Origin of the sequence: Rhodococcus sp. NPDC059179, from assembly GCF_042754885.1 — a bacterium.
Classification (GTDB): domain Bacteria; phylum Actinomycetota; class Actinomycetes; order Mycobacteriales; family Mycobacteriaceae; genus Rhodococcus_G.
Window position 1 is genome coordinate 144,072 of the sequence record NZ_JBHZBV010000003.1, and the last position, 15,429, is coordinate 159,500.

A 15,429-nucleotide genomic window follows, 5' to 3' on the forward strand; every position below is an offset into this window, starting at 1 on the left:
CCGTGAACCCCGCACCACCCGAATACACCGCGGTGATGCTCTTCGCACCCGCCGCATCAAAGCTGTGCGACAACGTCGCATTGCCACCGCTGACCGCAACCGGCGAACCGATGTTCGCGGCGCCATCCTTGAACTGCACCGTCCCACCAGCAGCAGCCGGAGCAACCGTCGCCTTCAACTCCACCGCAGCACCGACATTCGCCGTCGCCGGAGCCGTGAGGGTCGTCGTGGTCGCCTCATCGGGCACCGACACCGTCACCGTCGCAGCAGCCGACGTCGAACCCGTGAACCCCGTACCACCCGAGTAGACAGCGGTGATCGACTTCGCACCCGCCGCATCAAAGCTGTGCGAGAGCGTCGCCGTGCCACCGGTGACCGCAACCGGTGAACCGATGTTCGCGGCGCCGTCCTTGAACTGCACCGTGCCACCGGCATTGGCCGGAGCAACCGTCGCCTTCAGCTCCACCGCGGCACCGACATTCGCCGTCGCCGGAGCCGTGAGGGTCGTCGTGGTCGCCGCATCCGGCGGAGCCTGCACGTCGATCGTCACGCCGATCGGGTTGAACGCCTGCGTCGAACCGAACGTGTTCACATCGAACGTCAGACCGCTGTTGAACGTGCCCGCGGGCGCATTGTCCGGAACCTTGTACGACACCTCGTACGACACCGTCCGGTTCACAGACTTCGACAGGTACCACGCGCTCGCCGAGTTCGACACCGACACCCGGTTGTTCGCCACATCCACGCTCGGCGTCGGAGACGAGGTGGACGCCGCCGTGACCTTCGCGCTGCCCGGCACATACTGGAATCCGGCCGGATGAACATCGGTGATCTTGTTCAGGTACCGGTCGATGATGGTGTTCACCGAGAACTGCGTCCGGTAGGTCACCACCTCACCGGGCAGCACCGACCCATCGCCCAGCAAGGTCTTCGTCGCCACGATGTTGGTGGCCGTCACCGTCGCCGACAGTTGCGCCGCGTTCGCGACACCACCACCGACCCCGAGACCGAGCACACCGACAGCCGCGACGCTCACCGCCGCCACCGCGCGACGCATCACCGCATGAGACATCTTCGTCGTTCCTCCATGCATCCAGGGACCGCGCGAATGCATAGCCAGAACCGGTTACAGATCGCACGAAATGGGGCAACCATAACCAACCGCCCCGAGCGGCGATGTCAAAATGAGATGATTCCCAACACGGACATTCGTCCAACTGTGAAGCGCCAGGCCAGAGGCTCACATGGTGAGACCCTGAGTAAGTAGCGTTGCGAGTTCGAGATACGCCTGGGCGTCCGGCAGCCCGGTCGATTCCGCGACCTGACGCCGCTGGATTCGGACCATCATCGCCGCGGCCACGTCCGCCACGAAGGCGGCGTTGACTTCCCGAAACTCGCCCGCCCGCACCCCCGCCGTGATCAGGTCCTGCACCCGGCGGGCAGCGAAGCGGGTGTTCCGCTCGTAGATCTCGCGGGCCGCAGCATTGCGCGCGAGATCGTCCATGAAGCGGGCCGAAGCGGGGCGGAGTTGTTCGCCGACCGCTTCCAGGTATGCCCCGATCCGCTCGCGCGCACCGATGACCCCATCGAGACGGGACTCGACGCGCTCGGTGGCACCCCGGAAGAAGTGCACGGTCGCGGCGGCGACCAGCTGCTCCTTGCTGTCCGCGAGCGCGTAAAGGGTCGACTTCGAGCAGCGCAACCTGCCCGCGATGTCGTCCAGCGTCAGGTGCGCGAAGCCCTCCTCCAGCAACAGGTCGACGAGCTGATCGAGTAGCTGCGCCCGGCGCGCGGCGCCACGCACGGCGGGGGTGCTGGACCGGGTTGCCATACTCATAACAGTACTGCAGTATCGTTTTCAGTACTACTCACCGGAGGAGACCGCCGTGCCCGTCGAACGCCTGCTGCCCAGCCAGGAAGCCCGCGACCTGATCGAACTCACCCGCGATGTCGCGGACAAGGTGCTGGCGCCCAAGGTGAACGAGCACGAGAAGACGGAAACGTTCCCGGAGGGCGTCTTCCCGGCCCTCGGCCAGGCCGGGCTGCTGAGCCTGCCGTATCCCGAGGAGTTCGGCGGCGGCAATCAGCCGTACGAGGTCTACCTACAGGTACTCGAGGAGCTCGCCGCGCGATGGGCCGCCGTCGCGGTCGCCACCAGCGTGCACAGCCTCTCCTGCTTCGCCCTGGCCACCCACGGCACCGACGAGCAGAAGGCGCGGTGGCTCCCGGACATGCTGGGCGGCAACACCATCGGCGCGTACAGCCTCTCCGAGCCCCAGGCCGGATCCGATGCGGCCGCGCTGAGCTGCAAGGCAGACCCCGTGGACGGCGGATTCCGGATCAACGGCTCCAAGGCCTGGATCACCAACGGTGGCCGCGCAGACTTCTACACCCTGTTCGCCCGCACCAGCGACGACGGTCCGCGCGGCATCTCCTGCCTGCTGGTGGACAAGAACACCGACGGATTGTCCTTCGGCAAGCCGGAGGAGAAGATGGGACTGCGTGCCGTCCCCACCACCTCCGCCCACTACGACGACGCCTTCGTCCCGCAGGAGCGGCTGATCGGAGCGCAGGGCCAGGGCCTGCCCATCGCGTTCAGCGCGCTCGACTCGGGCCGCCTCGGCATCGCCGCGGTCGCGGTTGGACTCGCACAGGGCGCACTCGACGACGCCGTCGCGTACGCCAAGGAGCGCAAGGCCTTCGGCAAGCGGATCATCGACCACCAGGGCCTCGGCTTCCTGCTCGCCGACATGGCCGCCGCGGTGGACTCGGCGCGCGCCACCTACCTGGACGCGGCCCGCAGGCGCGACGCGGGAGTCCCCTACTCCCGCAATGCCAGCGTCGCGAAGCTCGTCGCCACCGATGCCGCGATGAAGGTCACCACCGACGCCGTGCAGGTGTTCGGCGGATACGGCTACACCCAGGACTTCCCGGTGGAGCGGTACATGCGCGAGGCGAAGATCACGCAGATCTTCGAGGGCACCAACCAGATTCAGCGCCTCGTGATCGCCCGCTCCCTGGCCGGCTGACCGGATACAAACCATTTCGGTTCCCTATGTATCGGAAACCGATGTGTCACCCATCACGTTGCACTTACACTTCCCCCGCTGTCACATTGATTGAACGGTCCACAACTTTGGACCGAGTGCTTGCGCAGACCAGTCGGGAGGTCGCGGGTGTCTTCGAGTTCCGTGAGTGCGATAAGTGGTGCCCACTATCGGTCGCTCATCCACAACGTCAACATGCCGGTCATCGTGCACAAGAGCGACGATCACGTCGTCGACGTCAACCGGGCATTCGCCGACCTTCTCGGTTACTCACTGCCCGAGGCGCGGGGCCTCGGCCCCCGCCAATTCGTCCATCCGAGTCTCATCGAGGAACACGACCGCGGCCACACCCAGTTGATCAACGGCGAGCAACTCGGCCTGTCCGCCGATGTCGACCTGGTGCGCAAGGACGGCTGCGTCATCCGGGTCAAGGTGAACAAATCCGTCGCCCGGCACAACGCGGAAACGGTCGTGATGACCGTCATCGAGGGCGTCGCGCAGTCCGGCTGACCACGCACTGACCGCAGTGTCACTGCGTCGCGGCCTGCGCCTTGCGCGCCCGGTACGCCGCCACATTCGCCCGATTCCCGCAGTTTCCGGTGTCGCAATAGCGGCGGGACCTGTTGCGGGACAGGTCGATCAGCACCGATTCGCAGTCAGGCGCCGCGCAGTGGCGGAGTCGGTCGAGGTCCCCGACACGGATCACGTCGACGAAGGCCATCGCGGCCTCGGCGCCCATCCTGTGCACCAGCGGATCCTCGTCCGCGGTCACGTGCAGGTGCCAGCCCCAGTCGCCGTGCTCCGTCAGCCGGGGCAGCGCCTTCGCCTCCCGGAGCAACGCGTTCACGATCTGTGCCGCGTCGCGGTCACTGCCCGACCGCCACAGCGCGCGAAGCCGTGGCCGCAACGACCGCACCGCGCGCAGTTCCGCCTCGGTCCCGTCCCGCCTGCCGCTCCAGTCGTGTTCGGTCAGGAACGCGTCGAGCGCCGCGACGTCGGGCAGCCACTCCCGGCCACCGAGCCCGGTGTTCACCAGCGCGGCCGCGCCGATGAGGGCCCGCTCGGTGTCATGGGCTATATACACTTTGACTCCTGACGACTCGCCTCCTACCGTCATGAGTCTAATCAGCTTTCACTCATGACAGGAGACGCCGACATGCACAGCGGCAAATCGCTGGCGACGTCGTTTCGAGCGACCTGCAAGCAGTCGCCGGCGGCGTCGTTTCGAGCGACCTGCAAGCCGTCGCTGGCGGTGTCGTTTCGAGCGACCTGCAAGCAGTCGCTGGCGACCCGGACCGGTACCGCCCTGAGCGTGCTCTCCGCCCTCGCCTTCGGACTGTCGGGCCCGTTCGCCAAGTCGCTGATGAACGCCGGCTGGTCACCGGGCGGCACCGTTCTCGCGCGCATCGCGGGCGCCGCCGTCGTGATGCTCCTCATCGCCGCGATCGTCGAACCGGGCGGACTGCGCACCGCCCACCGGCACGCCAGAACGATTGTGCTGTACGGATTAATGGCGGTGGCAGGCGTTCAGGCCAGCTTCTTCCTGTCGCTGCAGTATCTCTCGGTCGGCGTCGCCCTGATGATTCAGTTCATGGCGCCGCTGCTCGTCATCGGGTGGGCGTGGGCTACGCGAGGCGAACGTCCCGGCCTGGTGACCCTGCTGGGCACGGGGCTCGCGCTCGTGGGAGCCGTGGGCGTGCTCGACCTCCTCGGGGGCGTCGAGATCAGCGTCGTCGGCGTCGCCTGGTCGGCGATGTCGACGGTCTGCCTGGCCTGCTTCTTCGTCATCTCGGACCGGACCTCCGAGTCCTTCAGCCCGCTGGTGCTGACCGCGACGGGGATGGGCGTCGGCGCCGTCGCGATCGGATTCTTCGGCCTGCTCGGCGTGCTACCGCTCACCGTCGCGGGCACGGACGCGACGCTGGGCGCGGTCGAGCTCGCGTGGTTCGTCCCACTGGCCCTGCTGATCCTCGTGAGCACGGTCGTCTCCTACCTGTCGGGCAGTGCCGCGGTGGCCCGGATCGGCCCGACGTTGACCTCGCTGATCCTGCTGACCGAGGTGCTGTTCGCCGTCGCCGCCTCGTGGCTGTTGCTCGGCGAATCGATGACGCCGATCCAGATCCTCGGCGGCGCGGGCGTACTCGGCGGCATCGCACTCGCCCGGGTCGGCGGCGCGGGCGGCCAGCGCCTGCCGCTGCCGCAGCCCGCCGAGAGTGCACCTGTCGACGCTCCCGCGCGGCCGACGCCCCGGTAACTGCACGCTCGGCAGCCCGAGGTCAGTCGCCGCAGCAGCCGCCGGGCACCGTCCGCACCTCGCGGGTGACGGCGTTGCGCTCCGCGAGATCCTCGTCGGCCGGATAGTCGACCCGAACCAGGCTCAGCCCGTGCGCGGGCGCGACCAGCACCGAGCTGGACCGCTCGCGCTGCTCGAGGAGCCCGACCGTCCACTCGACGCTGCGGCGACCCTCCCCCACCGCGAGCATCGCGCCGACCAGACTCCGCACCATGGACCAGCAGAAGGCATCGGCGCTGACGTAGGCGGTGACGATGTCGCCCTCGCGTGCCCAATCGAAGCGCTGCAGTTCGCGAACGGTGGTGGCGCCCTCCCGCCTGCGGCAGAAGGCGGCGAAGTCGTGCAGACCGAGCAGCCCGGCCGAGGCCCTGCCCATCGCGTCCAGGTCCAGGTCCTTCGGCACCGAGACGGTGTCGCGGGCCCGCAACGGTTCGACGCCGTACTTCGCCGTGCTGATGCGGTATTCGTAGTGCCTGCGGATCGCGGAGAACCGGGCGTCGAACTCCGCGGGCACCGCGGTGATGGCCTTGATCCGGACGTCGGGCGGCAGGAACCGCGCGAACCGGCGGACCAGCCGGCTCGGGTCGTCGAGCGGCGTCGACAGGTTCATGTGCGCGACCTGCCCTGCGGCGTGCACGCCCGCGTCGGTGCGTCCGGCCACGGTCAGCTCGACCGGCTCGCGGAACACCGTGGACAGGGCCTGCTCGAGCACCCCGCAGACGGTGCGGAGCCCGGGCTGACGGGCCCAGCCGGCGAAGTCGGCGCCGTCGTAGGTGACGTCGAGGCGATAGCGAACGAACCCGCCGCCCCGGGAGGGGGCGACGGGTTCGCTCAGAGGTTCTGACGCGTTCAGCGTTAGTCCTTCTTGGCCTCGTCCGCGTCCGCGGCGGTGGCGGTCTCGTCCTCGACGGCCTCCACGACTGCGTCAGCGTTCTCGACCTCGGCCTCGGTCGCGTCGGCCACGACGGCCTCGACGACGTTCTCGGCCGGGGCGTCCTGCGAAGCCTTCACGCGCTTGGCGCGGTTGGCCTCGGAGGTGACGGTCTGCTCCTTGACGAGCTCGATGATCGCCATCGGAGCGTTGTCACCCTTGCGGGGAACGGTCTTGATGATGCGGGTGTAGCCGCCATCGCGCTCCGCGTAGAACGGACCGATCTCCGCGAACAGGGTGTGCACGACATCCTTGTTGCGGATGACCTTGAGCACCTCACGACGGTGAGCCAGCGTGCCGGCCTTCGCGTGCGTGATGAGCTTCTCGGCGTAGGGCCGCACGGCCTTGGCCTTGGCCTCGGTGGTGGTGATGCGACCGTGCTCGAAGAGCGCGGTGGCCAGATTGGCGTAGATCGCCTTCTGGTGCGAAGCCGACCCGCCGAAGCGAGCACCCTTCTTGGGCTTGGGCATGATGAATCTCCTAGTAAGGAACCGGTGAGCTGACTACAGCTGTTCGGTCTCGGCGTAGTCCTGGTCGTTGCCGTCGGCGTCGTTGAAGGCGCCGGCGTCCGTGTCGCTCCAGGTTCCGGTGGCGGCGTCGTAGCCGGCAACGGTGGTCGGATCGAAGGAAGCCGGGCTGTCCTTGAGGGCCAGGCCGAGCGAATGCAGCTTGACCTTCACCTCGTCGATGGACTTCTGACCGAAGTTGCGGATGTCCAGCAGATCGGACTCGGTGCGACCAACCAGCTCGCCGACGGTGTGAACACCCTCGCGCTTGAGGCAGTTGTAGGAACGGACGGTCAGGTCCAGATCCTCGATCGGCAGTCCGAAGGAAGCGATGTGATCGGCCTCGGCGGGCGAGGGTCCGATCTCGATGCCTTCTGCTTCGACGTTCAGCTCACGGGCCAGGCCGAAGAGCTCAACCAGGGTCTTGCCCGCCGAGGCGAGCGCGTCCCGAGCAGTGATGGAGTTCTTGGTCTCCACGTCCAGCACGAGCCGATCGAAGTCGGTGCGCTGCTCGACGCGGGTGGCCTCCACCTTGTAGGTGACCTTGAGCACCGGCGAGTAGATCGAGTCGACCGGGATACGGCCGATCTCGGCGCCGGACGCCTTGTTCTGGACGGCGGGGACATAGCCGCGACCGCGCTCGACGACGAGCTCGATCTCCAGCTTGCCCTTGTCGTTCAGGGTGGCGATGTGCAGATCCGGGTTGTTCACCGTGACGCCGGCCGGGGGCACGATGTCGCCTGCAGTCACGGCACCGGGGCCCTGCTTGCGGACGTACATGGTGACCGGCTCGTCCTCTTCGGAGCTCACGACCAGGCCCTTGAGGTTCAGGATGATGTCGGTGACATCTTCCTTCACGCCGGGAACGGTGGTGAACTCGTGCAGGACGCCGTCGATGCGGATGCTGGTGACAGCAGCGCCGGGGATCGACGACAGCAGGGTACGGCGAAGCGAGTTGCCGAGGGTGTACCCGAAGCCGGGCTCAAGGGGCTCGATGACGAACTTCGAGCGGTTGTCAGCGATGACCTCTTCGGTCAGCGTGGGTCGCTGAGAAATGAGCATGTGGTTTTCCTCCTGTACGGACGTCCGCTATTTGACGCCCACGATGGATGGCGCCTTCGGCGCCTGTGCGCGGTTAGCGGGTCCTTGGACCCGCTAACCGCGCACAGGCCGTTAGGCATTACTTCGAGTACAGCTCCACGATCAGCTGCTCCTGCAGCGGAATGTCGATCTGTGCGCGCTCGGGCAGCTGGTGGACCAGGATGCGGAGGCGACCCGGAACGACCTGCAGCCAGCCGGGAACCGGGCGGTCGCCGACGGTCTCGCGGGCAACCTGGAACGGCAGCGTGCTCAGCGACTTCTCCTTGACATCGATGATGTCGTACTGGGAGACGCGGTAGCTCGGGATGTCGACCTTCTTGTTGTTCACGAGAAGGTGGCCGTGGCTGACGAGCTGGCGGGCCTGACGACGGGTACGGGCCAGACCGGCGCGGTACACGACGTTGTCGAGACGGGTCTCGAGGATGCGCAGCAGGTTCTCGCCGGTCTTACCCGGGCGACGCACCGCTTCCTTGTAGTAGCGGACGAACTGCTTCTCCATGACGCCGTAGCTGAAGCGCGCCTTCTGCTTCTCCTGCAGCTGGAGCAGGTACTCGCTCTCCTTGATCCGCGCGCGGCCGTGCTGGCCCGGCGGGTAGGGGCGACGCTCGAACGCCTGGTCGCCTCCGACGAGGTCGACGCGCAGACGACGCGACTTGCGGGTGATGGGGCCGGTATAACGTGCCATTTTCTAAACCTTTCCTTCCCGCTAGACCCGACGCCGCTTGGGCGGACGGCAGCCGTTGTGCGGCTGGGGGGTGACATCGGAGATGGTGCCGACCTCGAGGCCTGCAGCCTGCAGCGAACGGATCGCGGTCTCGCGTCCCGAGCCGGGGCCCTTGACGAAGACGTCGACCTTCTTGACGCCATGCTCCTGCGCCTTGCGGGCAGCGCTCTCGGCGGCCAGCTGAGCGGCGAACGGGGTCGACTTACGCGAACCCTTGAAGCCCACGTGACCCGAGGACGCCCAGGAGATGACGTTGCCTGCCGGGTCCGTGATGGACACGATGGTGTTGTTGAAGGTGCTCTTGATGTGAGCGGCGCCGTGCGGGACGTTCTTCTTGTCCCTGCGACGTGCCTTCTGGGTCTTCTTCGGACCGGTGCGTGACTTAGGGGGCATTACTTCGCCTTCTTCTTGCCGGCAATGGTGCGCTTGGGGCCCTTGCGGGTGCGCGCGTTGGTCTTGGTGCGCTGTCCACGCACGGGCAGACCACGACGGTGGCGCAGGCCCTGGTAGCAGCCGATCTCGATCTTGCGACGAATGTCCGCCTGAACCTCGCGGCGAAGGTCACCCTCGACCTTCAGCGACTCCTCGATGTACTCGCGGAGCTTGGTCAGGTCCTCGTCGCTGAGGTCCTTGCTGCGCAGATCCGGGTTGACCCCGGTGGCCGCGAGGATCTCCTTGGAGCGGGTACGGCCGACGCCGTAGATGTAGGTCAGTGCGATCTCCATGCGCTTTTCGCGAGGAAGATCGACACCTGCGAGACGTGCCATGTTGGCATTTCCTATCGGTGTGCGGAGGTCTGCTCCCAGTCCGTCCCCTGTGTCCTCTGATCGCTCAGAGCGTCTTTCAACTAACTCAGTGGGGCCCCGGCCTCCGTGCCGGGGGTGTACCAGGATTTGCCGTTCGAGCCGAAACCCGTTGGCCGTGACCCTGGCTGGTGCTGAGAGGTCTTCTTTTCAGTTGCGTCGGACAAGCCGATCGCAAGTCGTGCAGGTGGTTATCCCTGACGCTGCTTGTGACGCAGGTTGTCGCAGATGACCATGACCCGGCCGTTACGACGGATCACCTTGCACTTCTCGCAGATCTTCTTGACGCTGGGCTGAACCTTCACGTCTGTCTAATCTCCTGTGTGGTCGCCCACCGGTGGGTGGACATGGTTCCCCCAGGCCAGATGTGGCCCGGGAAGTGTGTGTTACTTGTACCGGTAGACGATGCGACCGCGAGAGAGGTCATAGGGCGACAGCTCTACGACGACACGGTCTTCCGGCAGGATGCGAATGTAGTGCTGACGCATCTTCCCGCTGATGTGCGCGAGGACCTTGTGGCCGTTCTCGAGCTCAATGCGAAACATTGCATTGGGCAGCGGTTCGACTACGCGTCCCTCGACCTCGATGGCCCCGTCTTTCTTAGCCATATCCTCCGCGATCCGTTGGTGGGCATCGTTCTCCGTTACGGTGATGCGCACGCGGTAGAGAACCGGCGAGCCGCACAGACGCACGAAACGACCGGCACGCAGGGCGCACCGTTGATCTAGCTTACCGGAGTTCGCTCACCAGGCCAAATGTGGGTTCACACGCCCCAACCCCCGAAAGGAAGCGAGACGTGCGCGCGGTTGTGCAGCGGGTCACCGAGGCGGCAGTCGAGGTCGACGGTCGCACGGTCGCCAGGATCGCCCCGGACGGCCAGGGACTGCTGATCCTGCTCGGCGTCGGGCACGGCGACGACCAGGCTGTCGCGGACGCCCTCGCCGCGAAGGTCTGGAAGCTGCGCATCCTCGACCACGAGCGGTCCGCCTCGGACGTCGCTGCGCCGATCCTCGTGGTCAGCCAGTTCACGCTGCTCGCCGACACCCGCAAGAGCAGGCGACCCTCCTGGTCGGCGGCCGCACCCCGCGCGGTGGCCGAGCCGCTGGTGGACGCGTTCGCCGACGCGCTGCGCGGGCTGGGCGCAGACGTCGAGACCGGCCACTTCGGCGCGCACATGCGTGTCAGTTCGGTCAACGACGGCCCCGTCACCCTGCTGCTCGAGGCCTGAGCCGGCAGAGGATGCACGACGCCGCGCCCCCGATGTCACCGGCCAGGCTCCCTCGTCACGCGTCGATGTGCGACATGTCGCCGTACCGGTCGCCTGCGACCGCGCCCTTCGGCACCGCCCGCTCGAGCGCCACCAGGTCCTCCGTCGTCAGCGTGACCGATGCGGCGGCCACGTTCTCGTCGACGTAGCTCACCCGCTTGGTCCCGGGGATGGGGACGACGTCCTCGCCGCGCGCGAGGACCCATGCCAGCGCCAGTTGGCCGGGCGTCACGCCCTTGGCCTCGGCGCAGGCGCGCACACTGGCGACCAACGCCAAATTCGCCGTCAGCGCCTCGCCCTGAAACCTCGGGAAGTACGCCGACCGGCGCAGGTCACCGGCGCCGTCTGCTCCGGAAACCGGAGTGATCGCGCCGGTGAGCATGCCCCGACCCAACGGCGAGTAGGGCACGAGCCCGATGCCGAGCTCGCGGATCGTCGGCAGGATTTCGTCCTCGAGATCACGAGTGAAGAGCGAGTACTCCGTCTGAAGCGCGGTAATCGGATGCACGCCATGCGCCCGACGGATCGTGTCCGGACCCGCCTCGGACAATCCGAGATGACGCACCTTGCCGGCCGCGACGAGTCCAGCCATCGCGCCGACGGTGTCCTCGATCGGAACCGACCTGTCCACGCGATGCTGGTAGTAGAGGTCGATGTGATCGACGCCGAGCCGCCGCAGCGAGGCGTCGCAGGCCGCACGCACATACTCCGGCCTGCCGTTGATCCCGACTCGGGTGCCGTCGGGAAGCCGCTCGTGGCCGAACTTCGTGGCAAGCACGACCTCGTCGCGACGCCCGGCGACGGCCTTGCCGACCAGCCGTTCATTGGTGAACGGCCCATACATGTCAGCGGTGTCCAGGAGGGTCACACCGCGGTCGAGCGCCCGATGGATGGTGGCGATCCCGGCTGCCTCGTCGCCGGTCCCGTAGAACTCGGACATGCCCATGCAGCCCAGCCCAAGGGCAGACACGGTCAGCGGCGAGGCTGCGCCGAGGGTTCTCGTTCCGATTGCGTCAGTTGTCATGGGTGAAGTCAACGACTTCGAGTGCGCTCGAAGTCAAGCCCCGAGCGTCGAGACGATCGCCGTACACGCCGATCTTGTGGTCGATGGCACCCAGGTGATCGGTCACCTCGGCGAGCTGGGCGAGCACCCGGCTCCGGTGTGCCTGCAACAGCGTCAGCCGATCGAGTTCGGTCCCGTCCCCCGCCCGGACAAGTGCGGCATAACGCTGGATCTCCCGGATCGGCATGCCGGTCGCCCGCAGCCGAGTGACCAACTCGATCCACGCGATGTCCTCCGCGGCATACCGCCGGTGCCCGGCCCCGGACCGGCCGACCGCGGACAGCATCAAGCCGTCTCGCTCGTAGTAGCGCAGGGTGTGCGCGCTGAGCCCGGTCCGCGCAGCAGCCTCCGCGATCGACAGGCCGACCCCGCTCACGTTTGCCCCGACTCGAACAGTCGCCTTGCCTCTACTCCGGGCGGAGGGTGAGGATTCGCGGGCCGTCCTCGGTGACCGCGACGGTGTGCTCCCAGTGCGCGGCGCGGGAGCCGTCGGTCGTGACGACCGTCCAGTCGTCCTCGAGCACCACGGTCTCGTGGGTACCCAGCGTCAGCATCGGCTCGATGGCCAGCACGGAACCGATGACGAGTTCCGGTCCCTTGCCGGGCGCGCCCTCGTTCGGCAGGAACGGATCCATGTGCATCTCCCTGCCGATGGCGTGACCACCGTAGCCGTCCACGATGCCGTACTTGCGGCCGTGCGCCTTCGCCGCGGCGAGCGTGCCCAGCTCGATCGCATGCGAGACGTCGGTGAGGCGGTTGCCCGCGACCATCGCCGCGATGCCGGCCTCCATCGACAGCCTGGTCGCCTCGCTGAGCAGCTCGTCGGCCTCGATGATCGTGCCGACGCCGAACGTCCAGGCGGAGTCGCCGTGCCAACCGTCGAGGATCGCGCCGCAGTCGATGGACACGAGATCGCCCTCGACGAGAACATCGTCGGCCGACGGGATCCCGTGCACCACCCGGTCATTCACCGACGAGCAGATCGATCCGGTGAAGCCGTGGTAGCCGAGGAACGACGGCACGGCGCCCGCATCACGGATCGTCTGCTCGGCGAGCTGGTCGAGCTCGAGCGTGCTCACGCCGGGCTTCGCCGCGTTGCGCACCGCGACGAGTGTCGCGCCGACGACGGCACCAGCAGCCGCCATCGCGTCCAACTCGCCCGCGGTGCGGAAGGGAACGACCTTCTTACGACGAAACCCCACGATGGCCTCTTACTTGCCGAGCGCGGCGAGCGCGCGCGCGTTGACCTCGTCGACCTCGCCGACGGCGTCGACGGTGACGGTCTGGCCGGCGTAGTAGTCCAGCAGCGGCGCGGTCTCCTCGCGGTAGACACGCATCCGGTTGCGGATCACGTCTTCCTGGTCGTCAGCGCGCCCACGCGCCAGCATCCGCTCGACCACGACCTCGTCGTCGACCTCGAAGGCCAGCACACCGTCGAGCTTGGCGTTCAGTTCACCGAGGATGCCCTCGAGCGCCTGCGCCTGATCGACCGTGCGGGGGAACCCGTCGAGCAGGAAACCGTTCACCGCGTCCGGCTCGGACACCCGGGCGCGGACCATGTTGTTGGTGATCTCGCTTGGCACCAGGTCGCCTGCGTCGAGGTACTTCTTCGCCTCGAGGCCGAGCGCCGTCTGCTGCCCGATGTTGGCGCGGAACAGGTCGCCCGTGGAGATGTGCGGAACGCCGAGCTTTTCCGACAGGATGGCGGCCTGAGTGCCCTTACCGGCACCGGGAGGACCAAGGAGGACAAGTCTCACTTGAGGAACCCTTCGTAGTTGCGCTGCATGAGTTGACTCTCGATCTGCTTGACGGTGTCGAGGCCGACGCTGACCAGAATCAGCACTGCCGCACCACCGAAGATGCTGCTTCCCGCGTTCCCCCCGCTGAGGAAGAAGTTGGGCAGCACCGCGATGAGACCGAGATAGATGGCGCCCGGCAGCGTGATGCGGCTGAGCACGTAGTTGAGGTAGTCCGCCGTCGGGCGGCCCGGGCGAATACCCGGGATGAAGCCGCCGAACTTCTTCATCTCGTCCGCGCGCTCTTCGGGATTGAAGGTGATCGCGACGTAGAAGTAGGTGAAGAAGACGATCAGCAGGAAGTAGATGAGGATGTAGACCGGGTTGCTGGGATTGACCAGGTACTCCTGGATCAGCCGCTGCCACCAGCTCGGGTCGGTCGCCGTGCTCGCACCGGTCAGCTGAGCGATCAGGTTCGGCAGGTACAGCAGCGAGGACGCGAAGATCACGGGGATCACGCCCGCCTGGTTGACCTTGAGCGGCAGGTACGTCGACGAGCCGCCGTACATCTTCCGCCCGACCATCCGCTTGGCGTACTGCACCGGGATGCGCCGCTGGCCCTGCTCGACGAACACGACGCCGGCGATGAGGACGAGCGCCGCGACGCAGACCATGGCGAAGATCAGTCCGCCACGGCTGTCGAGGATCGCCTTGCCCTCCGACGGCATGCGCGAGGCGATGCCGGCGAAGATCAGCAGCGACATGCCGTTGCCGACGCCACGCTCGGTGATCAACTCGCCGAACCACATCACCAGAGCCGCACCGGCGGTCATCACCAGGACGATGGTCACCAGTCCGAAGATGGACTGGTCGGCGATGATGTCTTCCTGGCAGCCCTGCAGCAGCTGTCCCCGCGCGGCGAGCGCGACGATGCCGGTGGACTGCAGGATGGCCAGCGCGATCGACAGGTACCGCGTGTACTGCGTCATCTTCGCCTGGCCCGACTGGCCCTCCTTACGGAGTTCCTCGAACCTCGGGATGACCACCGTCAGCAGCTGCACGATGATGCTCGCCGTGATGTACGGCATGATGCCGATCGCGAAGACCGACAGCTGCAACAGCGCGCCGCCGGAGAACAGGTTGATCAGCGAATAGATGCCCGCGGACTCACCGCCGGAGATCTGATCGATACAGGTCTTGACGTTGGCATAGTCGACGCCGGGCGACGGCAGCGTCGCACCGAATCGGTACAACGCGATGATGCCGAGGGCGAAGAGGATCTTCCGCCTCAGGTCTGGAGTCCTGAGGGCCGAGACGAAGGCGGAAAGCAAAGATCCTCCTGGCACTGGCAGAACGCGAGCGGGATCGCTCACGAGGCGAAATGAACTTTAGAACACTAGCAGTGGCACCCGTTCACTCAGCCCCGAGAGACCGCGTGAGTCAGGTTAGACGAATGGCCGCAGCACGCCCCTTCGGGATGCGCTGCGGCCATCGGTCTCGACCTACTGGTGGATCACAGCTCGGTGGTGGTCCCACCGGCAGCGGCGATCTTCTCCTTGGCGGCACCGGTGAACTTGTTCGCGGTGACCTGAACGGACACCGTGAGCTCTCCGTCGCCGAGGACCTTCACGAGCTGGTTCTTGCGAACCGCGCCTGCCTCGACGAGCTCGGCAACGCCAATCGTCCCACCGTTGGGGAACAACCGGGCGATATCGCCCACGTTGACGACCTGGTACTCGGTCCGGAACGGGTTCTTGAATCCCTTGAGCTTGGGCAGACGCATGTGCAGCGGCATCTGTCCACCCTCGAAGGCTGCGGGCACGTTCTTGCGGGCCTTGGTGCCCTTCGTGCCGCGACCTGCGGTCTTACCTCGCTTGCCGCCCTCGCCTCGGCCGACGCGGATCTTGTCGGACTTGGCGCCGGGAGCGGGGCGCAGGTGGTGCAACTTGATGGTCATG

21 protein-coding genes are annotated in these 15,429 nt (G+C 66.8%); 4 read left to right on the forward strand and 17 right to left on the reverse strand.

Going from position 1 to position 15,429, the window contains the following annotated elements:
• A partial coding sequence (locus ACFXMV_RS09000) for an Ig-like domain-containing protein (protein WP_378613079.1) occupies positions 1–1,072 on the reverse strand: 1,072 nt, incomplete at its 3' end.
• A gap of 168 nt (positions 1,073–1,240) precedes the next feature.
• The gene (locus ACFXMV_RS09005) at positions 1,241–1,831 is read right to left on the reverse strand and encodes a TetR/AcrR family transcriptional regulator (protein WP_378501966.1); all 591 of its coding nucleotides are present in this window, start codon (positions 1,829–1,831) and stop codon (positions 1,241–1,243) included.
• A gap of 55 nt (positions 1,832–1,886) precedes the next feature.
• Between ACFXMV_RS09005 and ACFXMV_RS09010 the strand changes: the two genes are divergently transcribed.
• Positions 1,887–3,029, forward strand: coding sequence for an acyl-CoA dehydrogenase family protein (locus ACFXMV_RS09010; RefSeq protein WP_378502889.1), 1,143 nt, complete (start codon positions 1,887–1,889; stop codon positions 3,027–3,029).
• Between the two features lie 162 nt (positions 3,030–3,191).
• Complete coding sequence (locus tag ACFXMV_RS09015) at positions 3,192–3,557, forward strand: PAS domain S-box protein (RefSeq protein ID WP_378611799.1); 366 nt, start codon at positions 3,192–3,194, stop codon at positions 3,555–3,557.
• Between the two features lie 19 nt (positions 3,558–3,576).
• Here the strand turns inward: ACFXMV_RS09015 and ACFXMV_RS09020 are convergent, their stop codons facing one another.
• Positions 3,577–4,131: a CGNR zinc finger domain-containing protein gene (locus ACFXMV_RS09020; protein ID WP_378502368.1), complete on the reverse strand. Its 555-nt coding sequence runs from the start codon at positions 4,129–4,131 to the stop codon at positions 3,577–3,579.
• 54 nt (positions 4,132–4,185) lie between these two features.
• On the opposite strand from ACFXMV_RS09020, the gene ACFXMV_RS09025 reads away from it, so the two are divergent.
• A complete protein-coding gene (locus ACFXMV_RS09025; protein ID WP_378502891.1) occupies positions 4,186–5,301 on the forward strand; it encodes a DMT family transporter in 1,116 nt (371 codons plus the stop codon).
• Between the two features lie 22 nt (positions 5,302–5,323).
• Here ACFXMV_RS09025 and truA read toward each other — a convergent pair whose 3' ends face one another.
• The 8 genes from truA to infA all read right to left on the reverse strand — a co-directional run bounded on the left by truA (position 5,324) and on the right by infA (position 10,013).
• Positions 5,324–6,175 (reverse strand): tRNA pseudouridine(38-40) synthase TruA, encoded by an 852-nt coding sequence (gene truA, locus ACFXMV_RS09030; protein WP_378501959.1) that lies wholly within the window; start codon positions 6,173–6,175, stop codon positions 5,324–5,326.
• Positions 6,176–6,195: 20 nt separating this feature from the next.
• Positions 6,196–6,741, reverse strand: coding sequence for a 50S ribosomal protein L17 (gene rplQ, locus ACFXMV_RS09035; RefSeq protein ID WP_378501958.1), 546 nt, complete (start codon positions 6,739–6,741; stop codon positions 6,196–6,198).
• Between the two features lie 33 nt (positions 6,742–6,774).
• Positions 6,775–7,839: a DNA-directed RNA polymerase subunit alpha gene (locus tag ACFXMV_RS09040; protein WP_027503174.1), complete on the reverse strand. Its 1,065-nt coding sequence runs from the start codon at positions 7,837–7,839 to the stop codon at positions 6,775–6,777.
• A 118-nt stretch (positions 7,840–7,957) separates the two neighbouring features.
• Positions 7,958–8,563: a 30S ribosomal protein S4 gene (gene rpsD, locus ACFXMV_RS09045; RefSeq protein WP_378502892.1), complete on the reverse strand. Its 606-nt coding sequence runs from the start codon at positions 8,561–8,563 to the stop codon at positions 7,958–7,960.
• 21 nt (positions 8,564–8,584) lie between these two features.
• On the reverse strand, positions 8,585–8,995 hold the full coding sequence (gene rpsK / locus ACFXMV_RS09050) for a 30S ribosomal protein S11 (protein WP_077040851.1): 411 nt from the start codon (positions 8,993–8,995) through the stop codon (positions 8,585–8,587).
• Complete coding sequence (rpsM, locus tag ACFXMV_RS09055; protein ID WP_027503171.1) at positions 8,995–9,369, reverse strand: 30S ribosomal protein S13; 375 nt, start codon at positions 9,367–9,369, stop codon at positions 8,995–8,997. Before rpsM ends, rpsK begins: the two co-directional genes overlap by 1 nt.
• A gap of 227 nt (positions 9,370–9,596) precedes the next feature.
• A complete protein-coding gene (gene rpmJ / locus ACFXMV_RS09060; protein WP_025347279.1) occupies positions 9,597–9,710 on the reverse strand; it encodes a 50S ribosomal protein L36 in 114 nt (37 codons plus the stop codon).
• 81 nt (positions 9,711–9,791) lie between these two features.
• Entirely contained in the window at positions 9,792–10,013 is a 222-nt protein-coding gene (infA, locus tag ACFXMV_RS09065) for a translation initiation factor IF-1 (RefSeq protein WP_003418601.1), read from the reverse strand.
• A 188-nt stretch (positions 10,014–10,201) separates the two neighbouring features.
• On the opposite strand from infA, the gene dtd reads away from it, so the two are divergent.
• Complete coding sequence (dtd, locus tag ACFXMV_RS09070; RefSeq protein ID WP_378502893.1) at positions 10,202–10,633, forward strand: D-aminoacyl-tRNA deacylase; 432 nt, start codon at positions 10,202–10,204, stop codon at positions 10,631–10,633.
• Positions 10,634–10,688: 55 nt separating this feature from the next.
• Here dtd and ACFXMV_RS09075 read toward each other — a convergent pair whose 3' ends face one another.
• From ACFXMV_RS09075 to rplO, 6 genes are all read right to left on the reverse strand, one after another.
• Positions 10,689–11,696 carry an aldo/keto reductase gene (locus ACFXMV_RS09075; RefSeq protein ID WP_378502894.1) on the reverse strand — a complete coding sequence of 336 codons (1,008 nt, stop codon included), beginning with the start codon at positions 11,694–11,696 and terminating at the stop codon, positions 10,689–10,691.
• Positions 11,686–12,111, reverse strand: a complete 426-nt coding sequence (locus tag ACFXMV_RS09080; RefSeq protein WP_378501545.1) for a MerR family transcriptional regulator — start codon at positions 12,109–12,111, stop codon at positions 11,686–11,688. The genes ACFXMV_RS09075 and ACFXMV_RS09080 overlap by 11 nt, the downstream gene beginning before the upstream one ends.
• 31 nt (positions 12,112–12,142) lie before the next feature.
• Complete coding sequence (map, locus tag ACFXMV_RS09085) at positions 12,143–12,937, reverse strand: type I methionyl aminopeptidase (RefSeq protein ID WP_378502895.1); 795 nt, start codon at positions 12,935–12,937, stop codon at positions 12,143–12,145.
• A gap of 9 nt (positions 12,938–12,946) precedes the next feature.
• Complete coding sequence (locus ACFXMV_RS09090; protein WP_378501547.1) at positions 12,947–13,492, reverse strand: adenylate kinase; 546 nt, start codon at positions 13,490–13,492, stop codon at positions 12,947–12,949.
• A complete protein-coding gene (gene secY / locus ACFXMV_RS09095) occupies positions 13,489–14,802 on the reverse strand; it encodes a preprotein translocase subunit SecY (protein WP_378501548.1) in 1,314 nt (437 codons plus the stop codon). Before secY ends, ACFXMV_RS09090 begins: the two co-directional genes overlap by 4 nt.
• 182 nt (positions 14,803–14,984) lie before the next feature.
• Entirely contained in the window at positions 14,985–15,428 is a 444-nt protein-coding gene (rplO, locus tag ACFXMV_RS09100; protein ID WP_077040845.1) for a 50S ribosomal protein L15, read from the reverse strand.
• Between the last annotated feature and the right edge of the window lies 1 nt (position 15,429).

What these genes read in the sequence shown, in the direction of transcription:
- ACFXMV_RS09005 (WP_378501966.1), bottom strand. Translation starts at nt 1,831, where the DNA reads ATGGCAACCCGGTCCAGCACCCCCGCCGTGCGTGGCGCCGCGCGCCGG.
- ACFXMV_RS09025 (WP_378502891.1), top strand. Translation starts at nt 4,186, where the DNA reads ATGACAGGAGACGCCGACATGCACAGCGGCAAATCGCTGGCGACGTCG.
- rplQ (WP_378501958.1), bottom strand. Translation starts at nt 6,741, where the DNA reads ATGCCCAAGCCCAAGAAGGGTGCTCGCTTCGGCGGGTCGGCTTCGCAC.
- ACFXMV_RS09040 (WP_027503174.1), bottom strand. Translation starts at nt 7,839, where the DNA reads ATGCTCATTTCTCAGCGACCCACGCTGACCGAAGAGGTCATCGCTGAC.
- rpsD (WP_378502892.1), bottom strand. Translation starts at nt 8,563, where the DNA reads ATGGCACGTTATACCGGCCCCATCACCCGCAAGTCGCGTCGTCTGCGC.
- rpsK (WP_077040851.1), bottom strand. Translation starts at nt 8,995, where the DNA reads ATGCCCCCTAAGTCACGCACCGGTCCGAAGAAGACCCAGAAGGCACGT.
- rpsM (WP_027503171.1), bottom strand. Translation starts at nt 9,369, where the DNA reads ATGGCACGTCTCGCAGGTGTCGATCTTCCTCGCGAAAAGCGCATGGAG.
- infA (WP_003418601.1), bottom strand. Translation starts at nt 10,013, where the DNA reads ATGGCTAAGAAAGACGGGGCCATCGAGGTCGAGGGACGCGTAGTCGAA.
- ACFXMV_RS09075 (WP_378502894.1), bottom strand. Translation starts at nt 11,696, where the DNA reads ATGACAACTGACGCAATCGGAACGAGAACCCTCGGCGCAGCCTCGCCG.
- rplO (WP_077040845.1), bottom strand. Translation starts at nt 15,428, where the DNA reads ATGACCATCAAGTTGCACCACCTGCGCCCCGCTCCCGGCGCCAAGTCC.